Source organism: Pseudomonas sp. IPO3774 (assembly GCF_013386835.1).
Lineage (GTDB): Bacteria > Pseudomonadota > Gammaproteobacteria > Pseudomonadales > Pseudomonadaceae > Aquipseudomonas.
In genome coordinates, this window is the sequence record NZ_JACAQY010000052.1 from 43,686 (window position 1) to 61,997 (window position 18,312).

Here is an 18,312-nt window from a genome sequence, read left to right on the forward strand (position 1 = left end):
CAACACTATAAACGGCGCGGGTTTGTGGCGCCGAATAATAAAGACCGACAGGGAGCGCCTTGCATGAAGCACATGAAATCCACGTTGGCGGCATTCACCGCCGCAGCATTACTGGGACTGGCAGGGAGCGCCCACGCAGGGGCGACCCTGGATGCGATCCAGAAGAAGGGTTTTATCCAGTGTGGGGTCAGTGATGGGTTGCCGGGTTTTGGCGTGCCGGACGCCAACGGCAAGATGACCGGCATTGATGTGGACGTGTGCCACGCCGTCGCCGCAGCACTCTTTGGTGACGCGTCGAAAGTGAAGTTCAGCCAGTTGACCGCCAAGGAGCGTTTCACTGCGTTGCAATCCGGCGAGATCGACCTGATTTCCCGCAACACCACCTGGACCAGTTCCCGTGACGCGGGCATGGGCATGGTGTTCACCGGCGTGACCTACTACGACGGCATCGGGTTCCTGGTGAACACCAAGCTCGGTGTGAAGAGCGCCAAGGACCTGGACGGCGCGACCATCTGCATCCAGGCCGGCACCACCACCGAGCTGAACGTCTCGGATTACTTCCGCGCCAACGGCCTGAAGTACACGCCGATTACCTTCGACACTGCTGACGAAAGTGCCAAGGGCCTCGAAGCGGGCCGCTGCGACGTGCTTACCACCGACCAGTCGGGGCTGTACGCCCAGCGGATCAAGATGGCTCACCCGGATGAGTTCGTCGTATTGCCGGAAGTCATTTCCAAGGAGCCATTGGGCCCGCTGGTGCGCAAGGGCGACGACGAGTGGTTCAGCATCGTCAAGTGGACGTTGTTCGCCATGCTCAATGCCGAGGAAATGGGCATCACTTCGCAGAACGTTGAAGAGCAAGCCAAGTCCAGCAAGAACCCGGACGTCGCCCGTTTGCTCGGCGCAGACGGTGACTACGGCAAGGACCTGAAACTGCGCAAGGACTGGGTCGTGCAGATCGTCAAGCAAGTGGGCAACTACAGCGAGGTGTTCGAGCGCAACATCGGCCAGGGCAGCGTGCTGAAGATCAAGCGCGGCCTTAATGCCCTGTGGAGCAACGGCGGGATCCAGTACGCGCCGCCGGTTCGCTGAGGTTTCACGAAGAAACCGTGTCCTTGCCCGCCGCCTTGGAGCGATACAACGCCTGATCGGCCCTGGCCATCAGGCAGGCGGGTGACTCATCGTTGCGTCGCTCTACCACGCCGAGGCTCAACGTCACCTTGAAGCTGCCCACGGCGGGCAAGTCCTTGAACGCACAGCGCATTCGCTCGGCCAATTCCCGCGCGGTCTCCAACGTGCTTTTGGGCACGATGACCATGAATTCATCGCCGCCCCAGCGGGCCAGCAAGTCGCCGTGGCGAATGCAGGCCTCCAGGCATTCCACCACGCGCACCAGGGTTTCATCGCCTACGGCATGGCCGTGCTGATCGTTGATGGGCTTGAAGTCGTCAATGTCCATGGCGATCAGCGACAGCGGCAGGCGAAACCGTTGGGCGCGAGCGCACTCTTCCAGCAGGACGCGTTCAAGGCGGTAACGATTGGCCACGCGAGTCAAGGCGTCGCGTTCGGCCAGGGAGCGATTCTCGTCCAGTTGCAACTGCAGTTGTTGATTGACCCGCGACAGCTCGCGGGTGCGCTCGGCCACCAGGGCTTCAAGGGATTGATTGCGGCGCTCCAGCTGTTCGATGGACTGTTTGCGCGCCTGGATACTGCGGTGGGCGCCGACCATGCGTGCCACCGAGCCGTCGTCGTTACGTGCGATCACGTAGCCGCGGTCTTCGATCCACAGGTAGGAGCCGTCTTTCTTGCGGCAGCGGTATTCGGCTTGATAGTGAGTGGTGCGGCGGTTGATGTAGTTATCAAACAGCACCATCACTTGGGGATAGTCATCGGGATGAATCACGTTTTCCCAGGTGAATACGCTGTTTTCCAGGGAGTGATGGGCATAGCCGAGCATTTCGTACCAGCCGGGGTTGCGGTAAACGAACCCGGTGTTGGCGTTCCAGTCCCAGATCCCGTCGCTGACCAGCTCCATGATGGCATGCAGCATGTCGGCGTTAAGGTCGCAAAAGTCCTTCCTTGACGGTTCGCTGCCGGATGTATCGTCCATTGCGCACTCCCTGCGTGGACTGGCTCCTGGGGCCAGCCAAAATTGATGCCGATACTCCGTGGCTGGCGGTACTGTACAACGGCGCCTTGGCGCTTAGAAGGGGGTCTTTGGTCTAGTGGGGATGTGGCTAAAAGCCACTACTTGCTTGGGTTCAGCTTCTGATCAGGCGCCGCCATCCTGGTCCTGGGCGCCCCATTGGCATTGTGCTGATAAATCGCCTCAGGCTGCCCCTGCCGGTTAAAAAACACCTGCCCGATCCCGGCAGAATTCCAGAGCCGTTCGCCCGCTTCAGCGTGTTCCGGAATATGCGGCACTACCTGCATGAGTCGGCGACGGGTGAACCAGTTCAGCGGTGAGCGCGGTGAGTAGAGCCATCGATTGAGACGGTCGAACCATTCCAGCAAGCGCGGCGGGAATTCGTTCTTGATGCCGCTGCTGGTGATCTGCCAGATTTTTGGACCGGCATTGCGGTGGCGAATCAGCACTTCATAGACGAACGAGTAGTGCACGTCTCCCGAGAGGATCACGTAGTTGCCCGGTGTGCGGGAGTGACGAAAGATGTTGAGGATCACCTGTGCCGCGCCCCGGTGGGCCATCCAGTTTTCCGCGTCCACCAACAGCGGGTAGCCGCACCAGCTGAAGGCCTTCTGCACGGTTTCGATCAGCTTGACGCCGAAGATCGGCGCCGGTGAAACGATGATCGCGCAAGGGTGATCCAGCAGCTCCTGTTGCAGTTCGCTCAGTGCTTCCCAGTCCAGCAGGCCGGAGGGTTGCTTGAGGTTGAACTCGCTGCGCCAGCGCCGGGTACGGGTGTCGAGCACTACCAGTGCGGGGGTGGTGGGCAGCACGTAATGCCATTGCTGGAACTTCAGCAGGTCATCCACCAGCTCATCTTGAGCGACAGGCTGCAGGTAGTTGTCGTGGGCCTGTGTGGTGAGCGCCAGGGTTTTGCCGATCACCGTATCGAACGCATCCGGGTTATTGCCCCAGCCCTGGCACAGCATGTAGGCCAGCAGTGCGTTGCCGATGATGCGCTTGGAGAACGGATGCCCGTAGGCGGTTTCTTCCCATTGGGCGCTGAGGTTCCAGTCGTCGGTGATGTCGTGATCGTCGAAGATCATCAGGCAGGAGAGGTGGGCGAACACCCTGGCCACGCCACCCAGGCCGTCACGGAACGTGTCGATCTGCACTTGCTCGTGCCCATAGCGTACGTGCCCTTCGGCGCGCAGTTGCGGCGCTTGCGGTGTGATCAGCTGCCACGGTACGGGCGACCACGCCAGCAGGTACATCGCCATGACTTCGGCAAAAGTCACCAGGTGGTTGTCGGCGCTGCTGCTGGTGAAAATAGGCTTCTTCACCCCGCCAAAAAAACGCTCGCGCAGGGTCTCGTTGCTCTTCAGGGCGGGCAACAGGTCGGCTCGATGGTAGTAGCTGGCGGCATGCTCATAAAGCGCGGCGCTGTTGTCGACGACGGCACCGTCGAGGTGTTCATCAAACAGGCCGAGGCGCGTGATCAGCGCATGAATGGCCCGCAGCATCGGCCCCGCGACATCGTCGGCGTAGACCTGGTCGCCACTCATCATCAACAAGGCCGGGCGTTCCTCCAGGGTGTTCGATTCGGCCAGCAGCCGGTCGACACACAGCAAACCGTCGGCTGCGCTGTGATGGGGCTTGCGGCAGGAACCGTGGACCAATTGGTGGATGCGGCTGTGCAGGACGAAATGCGGGCCTTGTGCGCCCGGGTAGAGCAGGTGCGGCGCCCATTCGGCGATACCGGCACGGTTTACCAGCAGGTCGTAGCCGATGCTCACGTCCTGGGGCAGGGCTTCCGCCAGCGGTACGTCGATCAGATGGATAAAGGCCTGGCGCCCGACGGGCACCACCTTGCATTGGCTGGCGTCCAACTCGATATCGAGCGCCGCGCCTTGGGCGACTTGCAGCCTCAGGGTCAATGCCAGGGGACGACTTCCCACCAGCCACATCACCAGGCGCCGCGGTTCCAGGCGTCGCAGCAACGGGCCGGCGAGTACAGCGGGAAGTGTGTCGGGGTGAGGCATCAAGGCAACGGCTCTGGGCAAGGTTGGGCCGAAAAGGTAACGCATTGAATGTCAGCGTTTTGTTAAGGCGCGATACCCGGGCGAGCGGCAAATTACCCGGCGCCCACTGGCCCGGGCTATAAACCTTTCATCTCAAATCATGACTGCGTGGCGCAGGTCTCGCCTTCGGCAATCATCCAGCGCAGCACTTCGGCCAGGGCCACACTGTGCTGGCGCTCGACCCAGCGCACACCCTGCGGGCTGTACCGTTCGACATAGCGGCTCAGCACCAGGCGGCCCTGCTCCGACGACAGGCTCAGGCGGGTCTCCCGGCAGAGCAGGGCGCTGGTCCCGCGTTTACGAACCTGACGTTGCAGGACCAGTGAGCTTGATTCAGAAATCATCGCCGGCTCCCTGTGCACAATTATCGGCCTGAGGCGACGTCGCCCCCTGCTTGCCCTCCAGCACAAAGGCCGCGCGGTGTTCGGCCACCACGTTACGCAAGGCACTGTAGTAGTCCGGCAGCTTTTGCAGGCTGTCGGTCAGCGGCAGCAACGAGGCGCGCGTGTCCACTGTGCCACCCACCAGGCTGATGGTGCCCAGGGTTTGCACGGTATCGCTGTCGCCCAGCGGCGCCACCAGGAAGTTCAGGACCTTGCCCGCCGCATCGCGGCTGTTGCCGGTGCCCAGCAACGGCAGTTCGACAATCGGCCCGTTGCCAATCCCCCACACGCCAAAGGTCTGGCCGAAGTCGGCGGTGTGACGAGGGATGCCCAGCGGGTCCGAGACATCAATCAAGCCGACGATCCCCACGGTGGTGTTCACCGCAAAACGTCCCAGGGTGTTGATCGAGCGCCGTGGGTTGCCTTGCAGCAGGTCGTTGATGAAGACCTTGGGCTCGCTGAAGTTGCTGGCGAAGTTATGCACACCCTGCTGGAAAAACTCCGGCATGTATCGGTAGCCTCGGGCTACAGGCGCCAGGGCGTAGTCATCCACCGCGCGGTTGAAGGCGAACACGCCCCGGTTGACTGGTTCGGCGGGGTCATACACCGGGTAGGAAACCTGTGCGCAGCGTGTGGTACTCGTTACGTTGGCCGGGCTCGCGCAGCCTGTGAGGTAAGACACAGTCAGCAACAACACCGCCTGGCGAGCCAGGTGCTGGGGGTACGTCAGCGAGCGCATGGGGTCAGTCTCCGGGAAAAGGAAGCCGATGCTGGCAGCCGCAGCTTGCGCAAAGATGTCTGCTTTATTGCGCCGTTGACGCTTTATTGCACGATTGAAATATATGACGGGCCGCGTCGAATGGTTTTAGATGGCGCATCGACAAGACCAAGTGATGCCCATCGGTGAGCCATCTTTTAATCGTGGACGATGACCTCGAGGTCCTCGCCCTGCTGAAGAAATTCTTCCTGCAACATGGCTACACGGTCGAGACCGCCGCCAATGGCGCCGAGCTGTGGGCGGCCATGGAGCGTACACCTGCCGACCTGATCATCCTCGACCTGATGCTGCCGGGGGATAACGGCCTGTTGCTGTGCCAGCGCCTGCGCCAGCAATACGCAACACCGGTGATCATGCTGACCGCCATGGGCGAACTGAGTGATCGCGTGGTGGGCCTGGAAATGGGCGCCGATGATTACCTGAGCAAACCTTTCGATGCCCGTGAATTACTTGCCCGGGTGCGCGCCGTACTGCGTCGGGCGGGTGAAAACCGGCCGACGTTGGGCGACGTGTCGCGCCCGCTGATTCGTTTCGCCGGCTGGCAACTGGACCTGACGCGCCGTGAGTTGCGCTCGCCGGACCAGGTGATGATCCCGTTGTCGTCCGGGGAGTTCGACCTGCTGCTGGTGTTCGTCGAACACCCGCAGCGCGTGCTCACCCGCGAGCAATTGCTGAACCTGGCGCGGGGCCATAGCCACGACGCCTTCGACCGCAGCATCGACGTACAGGTCAGCCGCCTGCGACGCAAGCTGGAGTTCGACACCAAGCGCCCGGCGATGATTCGTACCGTGCGCAACGGTGGTTACCAGTTCACCGTCGCGGTGACCCGCTCATGAGCCGCTTCAAACCTCGGGACACCGTGGCCCGCTGGATTGCCCTGACCATCCTGATTGCGATGCTCACAGCGCTGGCCTTCAATGCGCTGTTTGTGCAACTGGCTGGCGTTTGGGCCAGGCCGCCGTTGGGTGAAACCGGCCTGTTGGAGAAGGTCGCGGTGATCGTGCGGATGATCGAAGCGGCAGAGCCGTCCCAGCGCGCGCAACTGACTCGGGCAGTGGCCGATGACAGCTTCAAGGTGAGTTGGTCGGCCACCCGCACAGGCATTGATGTGCCGGTTTTGGAAGACCCGGGGTTTCACTCCGACCAGGTGTTCAAACAGCTGCTCAAGGGGCCGGAGCGGCGAATGGAAGCCTACGAACCGTCCGACTGGCCTGGCCCCGGCGGGCGCTATGCGCTGGTGGTGCAACTGGTGGATGAATCCTGGCTGATGTTCAGCGCGCCGTCGCGCAGTTGGGGCCTGGCGGAAGGCCCGCGAAGCCTGATCGTGCTGATGCTGGTACTGATTTCCACCGCGCTGGTCACGCTGATCGCCACCCGGCGCCTGGCCCGGCCGCTGCAGTATTTCGCCCAGGGTGTGCGACGTTTCGGCGCCGACTTTCGTGCGCCGCCTATCGAGCCGGTCGGCCCCCAGGAAATCCGCCAGGCGATTCTCGCGTTCAACGGCATGCAGGCGCAGTTGCAGCACTTCATCCAGGACCGCACCCAGATGCTCGCCGCGATTTCCCATGACCTGCGTGCGCCGCTGACCCGCCTGCGCCTGCGGGGGGAATTCATCGAAGATGCCGACCAGCAGCACCGCCTGTTCCGGGATGTCGACGAGATGCAGGCGATGATCAACACCGCGCTGGAATTCTTTCGCGACGATGCGCGTCTGGAACAGGCTACCCAACTTGACCTCGCTGAGTTGCTGCAAACGCTGATTGACGATTACCGCGACCAGTCCATCGACATCACCTTCAATGGCCCGCCACGGCTGGTGTATTTCGGTCGCCCGCTGGGGCTCAAGCGAGTGATGACCAACCTGATGGACAATGCGATCCACTACGGGCGGGCGCCGGAAATCGAACTGCAACAGAGTCCGGGCGTGGTGACGATACGGGTACTGGACCGTGGCCCGGGCATCCCGCAGGAGCAGCATGAGCAGGTGTTCCTGCCGTTCTTTCGGCTGGAAGGCTCACGCAATAAAAGTACCGGCGGGGTCGGTTTGGGCCTTTCCACGGCACGGGCGATTGTCCTGGAACACGGTGGAACGCTGACGTTGGAGAATCGCCCGTGTGGCGGGTTGGCCGCCGTGGTGGTGTTGCCGGTTTAGGAAGGCTTAAACCCTCACGGCAAATTGCCTTTTCCCAGATCAGTCAGATTACCGCTATTCGACTGAAAACTTTGCTGGTTGGAACTGCTACGCGAGGGCTCATCGTTTGGTTTGGGGGCCGGCTGAATAGGTTGGACGGGTTGAGTGGCTTGAGGCGAATGAGTGGGCCCATTGAAGGATTGGATATGGAAAGCGCTGCCAATGATTGGAAAGGACATAGATTTTGGCTCTCATTAGAAAGGACGTGAAGTGTGCGCATTCACCTCCCTTTGAGTGCGTCCTGATCAGTGGCCCTGGCCCGGTCCGGCGTTCCGGGCCTTTGGGTTTCCATATGCTTCGCCGTCTCGATGAGGCGCCGTTTCAAGCCGGCTTGGGCACCGTAAACCGAAACTCGCTGCCTCGCCCCAACTCACTCTCAGCCTCGATCCGCCCGCCGTGGGCCTGCACGATGCCTTGGGTGATGTACAAGCCCAGGCCGCTGCCGGTGGGATTGTTTTCGGTTTGCGTCCAGTAGCGATCAAACACGTGAGGCAACTGATCAGGGGCGATCCCTTCGCCGGAGTCACGTACCGAAAACACGATCTCTTCGCCATTGCTCAGCGCACTGATGCCGATATTGCCCTGGCGCGGGGTGAACTTGATGGCGTTGCCGATCAGGTTCGACAGCACCTGGAACAACCGTTCCGGGTCGGCATGGATTTGCAGCCCGGGTTCGGCATTGAAGGACAGGTCGATGCCCTTTTCCATCGCCAGGGGCGCGAGCAGTGAATAGGCCTCCTCGAACATCTGGCTCACGTCCAGGGCCACCGGCTTGACGGTGTAGCGCCCGGCTTCGATCTTCGAGGTGTCGAGCAAATCTTCCAGCAGCACATTCATGCGCCCGGCGGCTTGTTGCATGGTATCGATGGCCGAGGAAATCCGTCGCGAGGTGTGTGGGCCATCGGAACTGAAGGCCTTTTGCATCATGCCGCAGAGCATCGAGATCACCGTCATCGGGTTGCGCAGGTCGTGGGAAACCACCGCCACCAGTTCATCCCGGGCGCGCACCGCCTGTTGTTCACGCAGCACCTGGCGGGCCAGGTCATTTTCCAGGGCCGAGCGGCGCAGGTCGTTGGCGGCGAAGCGGTCACCGTGGCTCCATTTGGTGGAAATGCCGGCCATCTCCACCTTCCAGATTTCAAACGAGGTGCGTGGGCGAAGGTGCAGGCCCGCGTCGGTGCTTTCCAGGTCCAGGGGTTTGTTCGGGTCGCCGCTCCAGTTGATGTTTTCCTTCACTTCGGGACGAAACCACAACACGCCGTTGTCCACCGGCTTGGGCAAGCTCATGGCCAGCACGCCACTGGCTACGTGCTGGTATTCAGCCGCCGGCGGGTAAACCGAGGCCAGGTTATGGCTGGCAAACACCGGCTGCCCGGTCTCTTGCAGCCACTTGTGCAGGGCGCGAATCTGCGCAGGTTCCGGGCAATTGCCGTAACGGTGCAGTTGCTTGTCTTCGATGATCGCCACACCGCCTGCGAGGGTCAGGTCCATCAGCAATTGCGGACGCTGCGCCAAGCCATCGAAGACGTTTGCGGGCGAGGCCTGCATGGCCTGGCTGAGCAAGGCCAGGGCCTCGACTTTTTCTTCGCGCTGGCGGCTTAGGTCCAGGGCCTCCATGGCGCTGATCTGCAACGACAGCACCTGGCCGATGGTCTGGCACGCGGTGCGCAAATCATTGGGCACCAGCAGCGGCTGGCGGTTGCCGCAACTGATCAGGCCCCAGAGTTTGTCGCCGGCCATCAGGGAGATGCTCATGGACGACAGCACCCCCATGTTTTTCATGTACTGGCAGTGAATCGGCGACACGCTGCGCAGGGTGGCGAAGCTCAGGTCCAGGGGCTGGCCGGTGTCCGGGCGCAACCTGGGCACCAGCGGCACTGCCTCGTAATCGGCATTGGGGATGATCCGCAGCCAATTGGTGCGGTACAGCTCCCGGGCTTGTTCGGGGATGTCAGACGCCGGGAAGAACAGGCCGTTGAACAATTCCATCGACGGGGCGGACGCTTCGGCGATCACCTGGCCGTGGCCTTCCTCTTCGAAACGATAAATCAGCACCCGGTCGTAGCCGGTCATGGCCTGGATTTCGTTGACGCTGATTTCATACAAGGCTTGCAGGGTTTTCGCCGCCTGCAGGCGTTGCAGCATCTTGCCCAGGTTGCTGGTCCGGCCATTGAGTGCCCGCGGCTGGAAGTCCTTGAGCCGTGGTTCGAACTCCAGCACCAGTACATCCTGATGGCGGTGCAGCAAGCCTTCGAACTCGGCGCCGTTGAGGGTCATGTGCAGCGGTGCGGCGTCGAAAAAGCTGTTTTGCGTGACCATGGTCCGGACGGCTTCGGCATGTTCAATGCCGATCAATGTGTGCAGCGGCTGGCCCAGCAGGGATTCCGGTGAGTGGTTGAACAGTTCGGCTACGTTGGCGCTCACCTGCACGATATGCAGTTCCGGCTCTGACAGGGTCAGCAGCGCACCGTGGGGCTGGATGGCCCCCGGGAAGCGGATGGGTTCGTCTGCACAGTTGGCAAGCAACTCTTCAAAATCTTCGGGTTTCATAGCAGTACCTCCTGGCTGTCGAGCCATTGCTCAAAGCAGCTGAATGTCGAGCGGGCCGCGTTCACGGCGCGCAGTTTGGCGTGCGCATCGAGGGGCACATGGCTCAGGTAGTCGAGAAAGTCTTTCCAGCGCCGACCGGTTTCAGCGCCGTACACGTTGAGAAACGCGCCGCCGTTGTCGGCATCCAGTCCCAGGCGCTGGGCCATTTCCCGGCGCAGGATCTGCCCGCCCAGGGTGGCACCTTCCAACACATACAGCGCGCCCAGGCAGGCGGCCGGCGTGTCGAGGAGCGGTAGCGACAGGCAATGGGGAAGGGCGGCGATGGCTCGGGCGTCCAGGCCCAGGGCGTGGAGATCCGTCAGCAAGGTGGGAGTTTTGCGACGCAGCACCTGATCAAACCCCACGGGGATCAAGCCGCTGTCGTTCAGCGTCGTTTCCAGAGGGTTGTAGAACCCGTAATAGGCCTGGAGCAGGCGTTTATACCGAGTGTGATCCAGCTGCGGGGAGAAAAACGGCAAGCGCTTTTCCAGGGCGACGTGCAGTAAAGCGGTACCCGAGCGCAGGGCTTCAAGTACAGGGGGCGCACCAACGTCATGGGCCTGTGAATGCATTCAGTAAACTCGAACTGGGGGCCTGCTGGCCATGTAAGGTTGCTTAATAACTGACCGCAGGAGTCGCCGTGAAGTTCGCCTTGGCTGATATCGCGATGCTATCAGTGCATGGGCGAACCCTGCACCAGGGCCGACTGCACGCAGTCGATCAGGCGCTTGGTGGTCCACGGCTTGGGCAGGAACCGCACGGTGCTGCCCAGTTGCGAGGCCATTGCGGTGTTGCCCGAGGTCAGCACCACCGGCAGCGTCGGCCAGCGATGGGCGACCACCTTGCTCAAGTCGTAGCCATTGAGCAGGCCGGGCATCTGGATATCGCTGACAATCAAGTCTACCGGATCACTGGCTCGTTCAAGAAAAATCATCCCTTCGTCTGCGGACGGGAACGAGGTCACCACCGCGCCGAAATCCTCCAGTACATCTACCATCAACGAGCGAATGATTTCGTCGTCTTCCAGCACCAATATCGATGGCTGAGCCATGATCCTTACTCCACCATCCGGGTTAAGTAAGGTGGAGTGGGGCGCCGTCGATTAGGTTCGATTGGATGTTTTTTTTGCGATGGGTGGTCATTTGGTTGTCTTTGAATTGCGTCAGGGCAGGGCGCTCCACTGGCGAAACCTGCTAGAAGCGTTCATCCAGCAGCGCCGGCAACGTCAGCTCCTTGACGAAACTGGCGCCGGACAGGCTCAAGACCATACGCACCACCTGCACCACGTCATGCACCGGAATCAATTGGCCCTCACCGCGCTGTTCGGCCTGGGTGCGTGAGGTGCTCAAGGAATCTTCGGTATTCAGATAGCCCAGGTTCAGGCAAGTGACACCCAGGCGTTGCTGGCGATAGCCTTCACGCAGCGCATCGGCGATGCCGCGCAAGGCGAATTTCGAGGCGCCGAACGCCACTTCGGGCCGGCCGCTCTGGGGCAGTCCCGAGGTCGAGCCTGTGAGGATGATGCGCGGCTGTGGGCTCTTCAATAACACCGGCAGCAGCCGCTTGATCAACAACAGCGGTGCGGTGATGTTGCAACTGACGATGGCTTCCAGTTGCGTGTCCTCGTCGGTGAGATAGCTGTACGCCGGATCAAACGCCCGCGCCTCCCAGATGCCCAGGTTATAGATCAGTGTGTCCAGCCCGCCTGCCGCCACCGCCTGCTCGATGACGTGCGCCGCTTGGCCAGGCACGCCAAGGTCTGCTTCCACCCAGCGCACCTCGGCGCCAGTGCTGCACGTCAAGGGATCAGGGCGACTGCGGGACACCCCGATCAGCGTATCCCCAACCCCGCCCAGCCCTTCCATCAAGGCCCTGCCCAATCCTTTGCTTGCACCGACCACCATGGTTTTCATCGCTTGTCTCCTGAACCGCTGTGCCGAGAGGAGCGGGCATGCAAGCAGAGTGGTGGGGTGATATCAATTGAGTGGCTGTTTCCAGATGTTAATCTCAGGTGTTTCAACGATCCCGGGTTGCCTCATGCTCACTGTTATCCGACTTGCCGCCGCACCCGACGCAGTGTGTTTACCTGCAATAGAGCGCAGTGCGGCCCAGTCCTTTCGTGCGATCGAATCCTTGAGCTGGCTGGCCGATGCCGAGGTCATGAGTGTTGAACGTCATCTGCAGTTGATCGCGTGGGGTACGTGTTGGGTGGCGGTGGATGCTGCTGGCCAGGTCCAGGGTTTTCTCAGTGCACAGATGCTTGATGACGACCTGCACATCCATGAACTGTCGGTGGCGCAGGTCATGCAGGGCCGTGGCGCAGGGCGGTAATTGCTTGAGGCCGTGATGAATGAGGCAAGTTTGCGCCTGTTGCGGGCCGTCACCCTCACCACGTTTCGCGATGTGCCCTGGAATGCCCCGTTTTATCAGCGGCTGGGATTTGAGCAAGCACATTCGCTGGCGCCGGATCATCGTTTGGCAGAGGCTCTGCGCGAGGAGTATCGTCACGGTTTTGCGCCGGGCAGTCGCTGTGCCATGTCATGGCAAGTCCCCAGCTGAACCGGCACAACGGATGGAAAGTTACCCATGAAGTACGTCGTATTATTCAGCCTCGCCCTGATTGCCGGTCTCGTCAGCCTGCCGGCAGCGGCGGCGGGAGACGCCGAAGCCGGTGGAAAGTTATTCAGCAAAACCTGCGGCGGTTGCCATAGCGTCGGCGAAAATGCCCGGGGCGGTTTCGGGCCGCAGCTCAACGGCATCATTGGCCGCCCGGCCGGCACGACCACTGATTACCAGTATTCAGATGCGATGAAGAATTCAGGCGTGGTCTGGACGCGGGACAAGCTGGCCGCCTACATCGAGGCACCGAAAAAGGTCGTGAGCGGCACCCGGATGATTTTCTGGGGGATCAGCGACCAGGAGAAGATCGATAACCTGCTGGCGTACCTTGCGACGTTCCAGGCGCAGTAATTCACATTGATTGACGGCACGCGTCCCGATAATGCCTCGGGGCCTTTCCTGTCACTCGCTTGAAGGCGTTGCTGAACGCACTTTCAGAACCGTACCCCAACGACTGCGCTAACACGCCCACTGACAGATTCCCCTCGCGCAACGCTCGTTGCGCAAGGCGCATGCGCCACTCGGTCAGGTACGCCAACGGTGGTACCCCGGCAACGCTCTTGAAGTAGTGCGAAAAGGTGGTGCGCGACATCGCAGCCGCCGTAGCCAGGTCTTCCAGTGTCCAGGCACGCCCCGGCTCGCTGTGTATCAAGCGCAGCGCGGGGGCCAGGCGCTTGTCGCTGACCGTGCGCAGCCAGCCTTCGGGTAATACGCCCGAGGTCTCGACATAGGCCCGCAGGATCTGGATAAACATCAACTGCGCCAGTTGCGCCGACGCCAAGCTTGCCCCGAGCAAATTGGCTTGCCCCTCATGTGCCAACTGGCCGAGTAGCCATTGCACGATTGTCGCTTGCGGCGACGTGGCCCGCACGTGGATCAGGGGCGGCAGCGCGTTGGCCAGCAGGCCGCCACTCTCCGGGTCCAGTTGCACGTAGCCGCCGATTTGCACACAGCCCTGGCCGTCACCGATTTGCGGGAAGCGGCCGGCGTCAGCGAATAATTGCCGCGCTTCCAAAGGCGCGACCGACACATCGCCTGCAAGCACAAACGAGCGTTGCGCACACAGCAGGAACACATCGCCCGCCTCAATCAACACCGGCGCCAGTTCGCCATCCATCCACAACCAGCACTGCCCCTTCACCACCCCGAAAAACTTGATCTTGTCCGGCGCGGGAAAACGCAGGGCCCAGGCGCCGCCCGCGCTGAAGCCGCCGGTCATCACCGATTGGGCATTCACGAACGTGAGAATCTCGGAAAACGGGTCGCTGGGCATATTCGTACTTTTACGCATGTAAATGGGATAATCGAGTATTCAGAGTACGGCTTTCGAGGGGTAGCGTGTTAACCACACGTCCAATGGAGACTCTGTCATGCCCACAGTACAAAAACCGATCCACAGCGGCTATGGAGCAGCAACCACCGTCGCCGAAGTCATCCGGGGCGTCGATCTCTCGGGCAAGGTGGCGATTGTCACGGGCGGCTACTCCGGCATTGGCCTGGTCACCGCCCGTACCCTGGCTGCCGCGGGCGCCCGCGTGATCGTCCCGGCCCGTGACCTGGCCAAGGCACGCGCCGCACTCAAACCTTACCCACAGCTGCAACTTGAACCCCTGGACTTGATGGACGCCCAGTCCATCGAACAGTTTGCCGAGCGCTTTCTGGCGACAGGCTGCCCGCTGCACCTGCTGATCAATAACGCGGGCATCATGGCGCCGCCGTTGAGCCGCAATGCCCAGGGCTACGAATCTCAGTTTGCGACCAACCATCTCGGGCATTTCCTGCTTACCCAGCGCCTGTGGCCGGCCTTGCAGCGCGCCGAAGGTGCACGGGTGGTGACGCTGTCCTCACGGGGGCATGTGCACGGCGCCGTCGACTTTGACGACTGGAATTTCGAGCGCCAGGCCTACGATCCATGGAGGGCCTATGGTCAGTCCAAGACTGCCAATGCGCTGTTCGCCGTGCATCTGGATACGCTCGGTGCGGCGAGTGGGGTAAGGGCTTTTGCGGTGCATCCCGGTGGAATCATTACCGATCTGGTGCGGCACATGAAGCCTGAAGTCTTGCAGGCATCAGGCTATGTCGACGAGCACGGGAAACCGGTGATCGACCCTGAGCGGAACATGAAAACCCCGGAGCAAGGCGCGGCCACCAGTGTGTGGTGCGCGGTGAGTGGGCAGTTGGCGGGAATGGGCGGGGTCTATTGCGAGAACTGTGATGTGGCGGCGGCAGTGAGTGCGGAATCGGAAGAGCAGTTGGGTGTCAGGCCGTGGGCGGTGGATACCGGGTTGGCGCAGCGGCTGTGGATACTTAGCGAGCAGCTTGTCGCAGGGCGATAGGCCGCAGTGTGGGGTCAGCTCACTGACCCCATCGGCCCATCAAGAACCCTGCGGCGTTTCTCCGCGCGCCAAACGCGCATTGATATCGTCGATCACCGCCGGCAGTTCGACGATGGTGTCGATCAGGTAATGCGGCCGCGAGCCCTCGAACATCTGTGTAATGCGCGCACGCTCCAGCGCCAGCTCAGCAGCAGGCAGCGCCTGGTATTGCTCGTAGGTCAAACCCAGTGCGTTGCCGGAACAGGTCAACGCCACCGTCCACATGCCGGCGCTACGGCCTTCCAGGATCCCCGGCCAGGTGTCGTCGACCTTCACGCACGCGGCCACATCGCTGACCCCCAGGGCAATCACGTTGGCCAGTGCCTGCGCCGGATGCGGGCGCCCGTTGGGCACTTCGTCGGTTGCCACCACATGGTCGGCGACGTAGCCGTTCTGTCGCGCCAGCTCGACCACCTTGGCCATCACCACCGCCGGGTACCCGGAGCAGGAGCCAATCTTCAAGCCCTGCGCGCGCAGGGTGTTGATCGCCTCAAGGGCGCCGGGAATGACCGCCGAATGCAGCGCGATTTTCTCGATCTGCAACGGCATGAAGCGCTCATACAGTGCGGTGACATCCTCGTCAGTCGGTAAGCGATCAAATACCGCCCGATAACGCTCGGCAATCTGCGGCAGGTTGCACAAGGTGCGGATGTGATCCCACTTGCCCATGCCCATCGGGCCGCGGGCTTCCTCCAGGGAAACGGCGACGCCGAACTCGCCGAACGCCTCGACAAAAATCTGCGTGGGGGCGAAGGAACCGAAGTCGACGACGGTGCCGGCCCAGTCCAGGACCACGGCTTGCAGCTTGGAAGGTTGTTGGTAGTGCATGGCAAGTCTCCATTTTCAGGTGTGAGCAGGCCGTCCCTCTCTCAAAGAAGAGGTAAGCGCCTGGTGAGGGTTTAAACGGTCAAGACGATCAGGTGGCCGGGATCGGGCTGGCCTCGAATAGCTCGGCGATCATCGGTCGGTTGCGGCGGATGCCCAGGCAACACAAGTGGTAGTCGATGAAAAACGGATGGTCGACGAAGGTGATCGGCGTGGTGCCCGGGGTTTCGGCGTATTCCACGGCAGACACAAAGCCGATGCCGATGCCCTTGGTGATCGCGTGCACAATGGCTTCGCGACTGTTCAGCTGCATCACGCAGTTCACGGCGATGCCCTGGCGCTTGCAGCTTTCTTCAACCAGTTGCCGGGTGCGTGAGCTTTTCTCGCGCATCACCCACTTTTCGCGGCTGATCTGTTCCACGTGCACCTCTTTCTGCCGGGCCCACGGGTGGTCATCGCGCACCACCGCAATAATCGGATAGCGCCGGTACAGCTGGGTATCGAAGCGCTGGTCGAACTCCGAAAGTGCCAGGATCGCCACGTCGATATCGAAGTTGAAGAGCCGGTCCAGGGTTTCCTTTTCCGGGGAAAACGAGGTTTCCAGTTCGATGTCCGGGTGGCGCTGCATCAGCTCGTAGGTCAGGTTCATCGCGATCGGCGGCGACACCGCGCCCAGGCGCAGCAGCCCGGTCTTGCGCTGCTTGAAACTCTGCAACAGTTGCATGGCTTCATCCTCCTGGCCGAACAGCCCCTGGGTGATCCCGTAAAGGGCGTGCCCGGCGGCACTCATCTCGATAAACCGCCCGCGACGGTGGAACAGCTCCACCGAGAACTGCTTCTCCAGCCCGTTGACCTGCTCGCTGACCGTCGGCTGGCCGACGCTCAGGTACTCGGCGGCGAGGGTGAAACTGCCGGTCTTCGCCACCGCATGAAACGAGCGCAGCCACTTGTGGTACTGGTACATAACGAGTCCTGTTCCTGAGGTCCGCCGGGCCGGTCATCAACGTCGGATAAACAACGCCACCGCTGCGCTGCACAGGCAGGCCGAGGTCACGACGATGAAGATCAGCGAGGTATTGCCGGTACTGTCGAGCATACTGCCGATCAGCGGTTCCGCCAGGCCGGCGAACAGATAGGATGAGAAATTCATCACGCCCGTGGCCGTACCCGCACGCTTGGCGCCGACCAGGTCCGGGCACAGCGCCCAGAAACTCGACGCCGGGCCATACACGAAGAACCCGCAGAGGAACAACGCTACCAGGCCGATTGCGCTGTGGGGCGGCAAACTCCACATCCACAGGCTGGTGGCGGCGCCGAGGAACATGTAGAGCATGATCGCCAGGTAGCGTTTGGAGCCGAACAGCTTGTCCGAGACCCAGCCGTTGCTCAGGGCGCCGATGGCCATGCCCACCGGCAGGGCCACGGTGATCCACTTGGGGTCGATCATGCTGTCGCCGCTTTTCCAGTTGGCCCCGAGGAAGTGCACCGGCACCCAGACGATCAGGCCGTAGCGGGCGGCGTTCTGGAAACCCAGGGAGATCGCGGCGATGATCAGCCGCGGATTTTTCAGCACCGCCTTGTAGCGCTGCGCCGAGGATTCGACTTCGCCGTGGGCCACTTCATGATTCTTGTCTTCGGCATTCGCCACGCCGGTATCGGCCAGGGGCTCGAAGCCCATGTCTTGAGGCCGCTCGCGGGCCACCAGGTAGAAAATGATGCCGCCCGCCAACATCAACAGCACCGGCAGGCGGAAGATCCAGCGCCATTCCAGTTGGAACACTTCCAGCACCACGATGGAGGTGACGTACGACAGGACCGAGGCGCACCCGGCGGCGAACACATAAAAGCCATACACCTTGCCGCGCTCGCCGGCGCTCCACCAATTGGAAATCAACCGGCTGCCGGGTGCCCAGCCGAGAGCCTGGAAGTAACCGTTGATGCCCCACGGCAGGATCAACCCGGCAAAGCCGCCGGCGAAACTGGTGACCCAGTTGGCCGCGCAGGACAGCACCGCGCCCAGGGTCATGATGCGGCGGCCGCCGAACTTGTCGGCGAGGTTGCCGTTGATCGCCTGGCCAATCGCGTAGGCCCAAAGCATCGCCGCGGAGGCCCAACCTAGGGTTTCCTTGGTCAGGCCGAACTCGGCCTGGATTCCGGGGATGGCAAAGCCGAAGGTCTGGCGGCCGGTGTAGAAAAACAGATAACAAAACATCGCCGCCAGCAGCATGCGCCACTGGGCTACGCGAAACGATGAGGTACGGACGGCAGGAACAGGCAGCACGTGTGCACGATTCATGATGTTTTCCTTATTGTTATTCGCCCCGGCGACCGTAGCCGCTGGGGGGC

The 18,312-nt window shown here is 61.7% G+C and carries 17 protein-coding genes and 1 pseudogene; 6 read left to right on the forward strand and 12 right to left on the reverse strand.

What is annotated here, in order from left to right; translation table 11 throughout:
* Positions 1 to 63 precede the first annotated feature (63 nt).
* Positions 64 to 1,092 (forward strand): amino acid ABC transporter substrate-binding protein, encoded by a 1,029-nt coding sequence (locus tag HYE77_RS25080; protein ID WP_003210376.1) that lies wholly within the window; start codon positions 64 to 66, stop codon positions 1,090 to 1,092.
* Between the two features lie 4 nt (positions 1,093 to 1,096).
* Here the strand turns inward: HYE77_RS25080 and HYE77_RS25085 are convergent, their stop codons facing one another.
* From HYE77_RS25085 to HYE77_RS25100, 4 genes are all read right to left on the reverse strand, one after another.
* Positions 1,097 to 2,110 carry a diguanylate cyclase gene (locus HYE77_RS25085; protein WP_177069707.1) on the reverse strand — a complete coding sequence of 338 codons (1,014 nt, stop codon included), beginning with the start codon at positions 2,108 to 2,110 and terminating at the stop codon, positions 1,097 to 1,099.
* Positions 2,111 to 2,247: 137 nt separating this feature from the next.
* The gene (locus HYE77_RS25090) at positions 2,248 to 4,167 is read right to left on the reverse strand and encodes an alkaline phosphatase D family protein (RefSeq protein WP_177069708.1); all 1,920 of its coding nucleotides are present in this window, start codon (positions 4,165 to 4,167) and stop codon (positions 2,248 to 2,250) included.
* Between the two features lie 137 nt (positions 4,168 to 4,304).
* Complete coding sequence (locus HYE77_RS25095; protein ID WP_003210371.1) at positions 4,305 to 4,550, reverse strand: hypothetical protein; 246 nt, start codon at positions 4,548 to 4,550, stop codon at positions 4,305 to 4,307.
* The gene (locus HYE77_RS25100) at positions 4,540 to 5,328 is read right to left on the reverse strand and encodes a VacJ family lipoprotein (RefSeq protein ID WP_003210369.1); all 789 of its coding nucleotides are present in this window, start codon (positions 5,326 to 5,328) and stop codon (positions 4,540 to 4,542) included. The genes HYE77_RS25095 and HYE77_RS25100 overlap by 11 nt, the downstream gene beginning before the upstream one ends.
* Before the next feature lie 164 nt (positions 5,329 to 5,492).
* Here HYE77_RS25100 and HYE77_RS25105 point away from each other — a divergent pair, with 164 nt between their 5' ends.
* Entirely contained in the window at positions 5,493 to 6,203 is a 711-nt protein-coding gene (locus tag HYE77_RS25105) for a response regulator (protein ID WP_023659139.1), read from the forward strand.
* Positions 6,200 to 7,519 carry an ATP-binding protein gene (locus HYE77_RS25110; RefSeq protein WP_177040130.1) on the forward strand — a complete coding sequence of 440 codons (1,320 nt, stop codon included), beginning with the start codon at positions 6,200 to 6,202 and terminating at the stop codon, positions 7,517 to 7,519. The genes HYE77_RS25105 and HYE77_RS25110 overlap by 4 nt, the downstream gene beginning before the upstream one ends.
* 360 nt (positions 7,520 to 7,879) lie before the next feature.
* Here the strand turns inward: HYE77_RS25110 and HYE77_RS25115 are convergent, their stop codons facing one another.
* The 4 genes from HYE77_RS25115 to HYE77_RS25130 form a co-directional block, all read right to left on the reverse strand.
* Positions 7,880 to 10,108 (reverse strand): ATP-binding protein, encoded by a 2,229-nt coding sequence (locus HYE77_RS25115; protein ID WP_177069713.1) that lies wholly within the window; start codon positions 10,106 to 10,108, stop codon positions 7,880 to 7,882.
* Positions 10,105 to 10,719, reverse strand: a complete 615-nt coding sequence (locus HYE77_RS25120) for a biliverdin-producing heme oxygenase (RefSeq protein ID WP_177069715.1) — start codon at positions 10,717 to 10,719, stop codon at positions 10,105 to 10,107. The genes HYE77_RS25115 and HYE77_RS25120 overlap by 4 nt, the downstream gene beginning before the upstream one ends.
* A 101-nt stretch (positions 10,720 to 10,820) precedes the next feature.
* Positions 10,821 to 11,198, reverse strand: a complete 378-nt coding sequence (locus HYE77_RS25125) for a response regulator (RefSeq protein ID WP_003210361.1) — start codon at positions 11,196 to 11,198, stop codon at positions 10,821 to 10,823.
* 142 nt (positions 11,199 to 11,340) lie between these two features.
* On the reverse strand, positions 11,341 to 12,060 hold the full coding sequence (locus HYE77_RS25130; RefSeq protein WP_008438472.1) for an SDR family oxidoreductase: 720 nt from the start codon (positions 12,058 to 12,060) through the stop codon (positions 11,341 to 11,343).
* 124 nt (positions 12,061 to 12,184) lie between these two features.
* On the opposite strand from HYE77_RS25130, the pseudogene HYE77_RS25135 reads away from it, so the two are divergent.
* Positions 12,185 to 12,706: pseudogene (locus tag HYE77_RS25135) on the forward strand (GNAT family N-acetyltransferase).
* Between the two features lie 27 nt (positions 12,707 to 12,733).
* On the forward strand, positions 12,734 to 13,117 hold the full coding sequence (locus HYE77_RS25140) for a cytochrome c family protein (RefSeq protein ID WP_003210355.1): 384 nt from the start codon (positions 12,734 to 12,736) through the stop codon (positions 13,115 to 13,117).
* A 1-nt stretch (position 13,118) separates the two neighbouring features.
* On the opposite strand, the gene HYE77_RS25145 is transcribed toward HYE77_RS25140, so the two are convergent.
* Positions 13,119 to 14,057, reverse strand: a complete 939-nt coding sequence (locus tag HYE77_RS25145; RefSeq protein ID WP_023659137.1) for an AraC family transcriptional regulator — start codon at positions 14,055 to 14,057, stop codon at positions 13,119 to 13,121.
* A gap of 79 nt (positions 14,058 to 14,136) precedes the next feature.
* Between HYE77_RS25145 and HYE77_RS25150 the strand changes: the two genes are divergently transcribed.
* A complete protein-coding gene (locus HYE77_RS25150) occupies positions 14,137 to 15,102 on the forward strand; it encodes an oxidoreductase (RefSeq protein WP_177069717.1) in 966 nt (321 codons plus the stop codon).
* Positions 15,103 to 15,141: 39 nt separating this feature from the next.
* Here HYE77_RS25150 and phnX read toward each other — a convergent pair whose 3' ends face one another.
* The 3 genes from phnX to HYE77_RS25165 form a co-directional block, all read right to left on the reverse strand.
* Positions 15,142 to 15,969: a phosphonoacetaldehyde hydrolase gene (gene phnX / locus HYE77_RS25155; protein WP_177069719.1), complete on the reverse strand. Its 828-nt coding sequence runs from the start codon at positions 15,967 to 15,969 to the stop codon at positions 15,142 to 15,144.
* Between the two features lie 88 nt (positions 15,970 to 16,057).
* On the reverse strand, positions 16,058 to 16,930 hold the full coding sequence (locus HYE77_RS25160; RefSeq protein ID WP_087695146.1) for a LysR substrate-binding domain-containing protein: 873 nt from the start codon (positions 16,928 to 16,930) through the stop codon (positions 16,058 to 16,060).
* Positions 16,931 to 16,966: 36 nt separating this feature from the next.
* Positions 16,967 to 18,262, reverse strand: a complete 1,296-nt coding sequence (locus HYE77_RS25165; protein WP_102606353.1) for an MFS transporter — start codon at positions 18,260 to 18,262, stop codon at positions 16,967 to 16,969.
* Between the last annotated feature and the right edge of the window lie 50 nt (positions 18,263 to 18,312).

Coding starts and splice junctions, on each gene's coding strand:
- HYE77_RS25080 (WP_003210376.1), top strand. CDS start 64: ATGAAGCACATGAAATCCACGTTGGCGGCATTCACCGCCGCAGCATTA.
- HYE77_RS25085 (WP_177069707.1), bottom strand. CDS start 2,110: ATGGACGATACATCCGGCAGCGAACCGTCAAGGAAGGACTTTTGCGAC.
- HYE77_RS25090 (WP_177069708.1), bottom strand. CDS start 4,167: ATGCCTCACCCCGACACACTTCCCGCTGTACTCGCCGGCCCGTTGCTG.
- HYE77_RS25095 (WP_003210371.1), bottom strand. CDS start 4,550: ATGATTTCTGAATCAAGCTCACTGGTCCTGCAACGTCAGGTTCGTAAA.
- HYE77_RS25100 (WP_003210369.1), bottom strand. CDS start 5,328: ATGCGCTCGCTGACGTACCCCCAGCACCTGGCTCGCCAGGCGGTGTTG.
- HYE77_RS25110 (WP_177040130.1), top strand. CDS start 6,200: ATGAGCCGCTTCAAACCTCGGGACACCGTGGCCCGCTGGATTGCCCTG.
- HYE77_RS25115 (WP_177069713.1), bottom strand. CDS start 10,108: ATGAAACCCGAAGATTTTGAAGAGTTGCTTGCCAACTGTGCAGACGAA.
- HYE77_RS25120 (WP_177069715.1), bottom strand. CDS start 10,719: ATGCATTCACAGGCCCATGACGTTGGTGCGCCCCCTGTACTTGAAGCC.
- HYE77_RS25125 (WP_003210361.1), bottom strand. CDS start 11,198: ATGGCTCAGCCATCGATATTGGTGCTGGAAGACGACGAAATCATTCGC.
- HYE77_RS25130 (WP_008438472.1), bottom strand. CDS start 12,060: ATGAAAACCATGGTGGTCGGTGCAAGCAAAGGATTGGGCAGGGCCTTG.
- HYE77_RS25140 (WP_003210355.1), top strand. CDS start 12,734: ATGAAGTACGTCGTATTATTCAGCCTCGCCCTGATTGCCGGTCTCGTC.
- HYE77_RS25145 (WP_023659137.1), bottom strand. CDS start 14,057: ATGCGTAAAAGTACGAATATGCCCAGCGACCCGTTTTCCGAGATTCTC.
- HYE77_RS25150 (WP_177069717.1), top strand. CDS start 14,137: ATGCCCACAGTACAAAAACCGATCCACAGCGGCTATGGAGCAGCAACC.
- phnX (WP_177069719.1), bottom strand. CDS start 15,969: ATGCACTACCAACAACCTTCCAAGCTGCAAGCCGTGGTCCTGGACTGG.
- HYE77_RS25160 (WP_087695146.1), bottom strand. CDS start 16,930: ATGTACCAGTACCACAAGTGGCTGCGCTCGTTTCATGCGGTGGCGAAG.
- HYE77_RS25165 (WP_102606353.1), bottom strand. CDS start 18,262: ATGAATCGTGCACACGTGCTGCCTGTTCCTGCCGTCCGTACCTCATCG.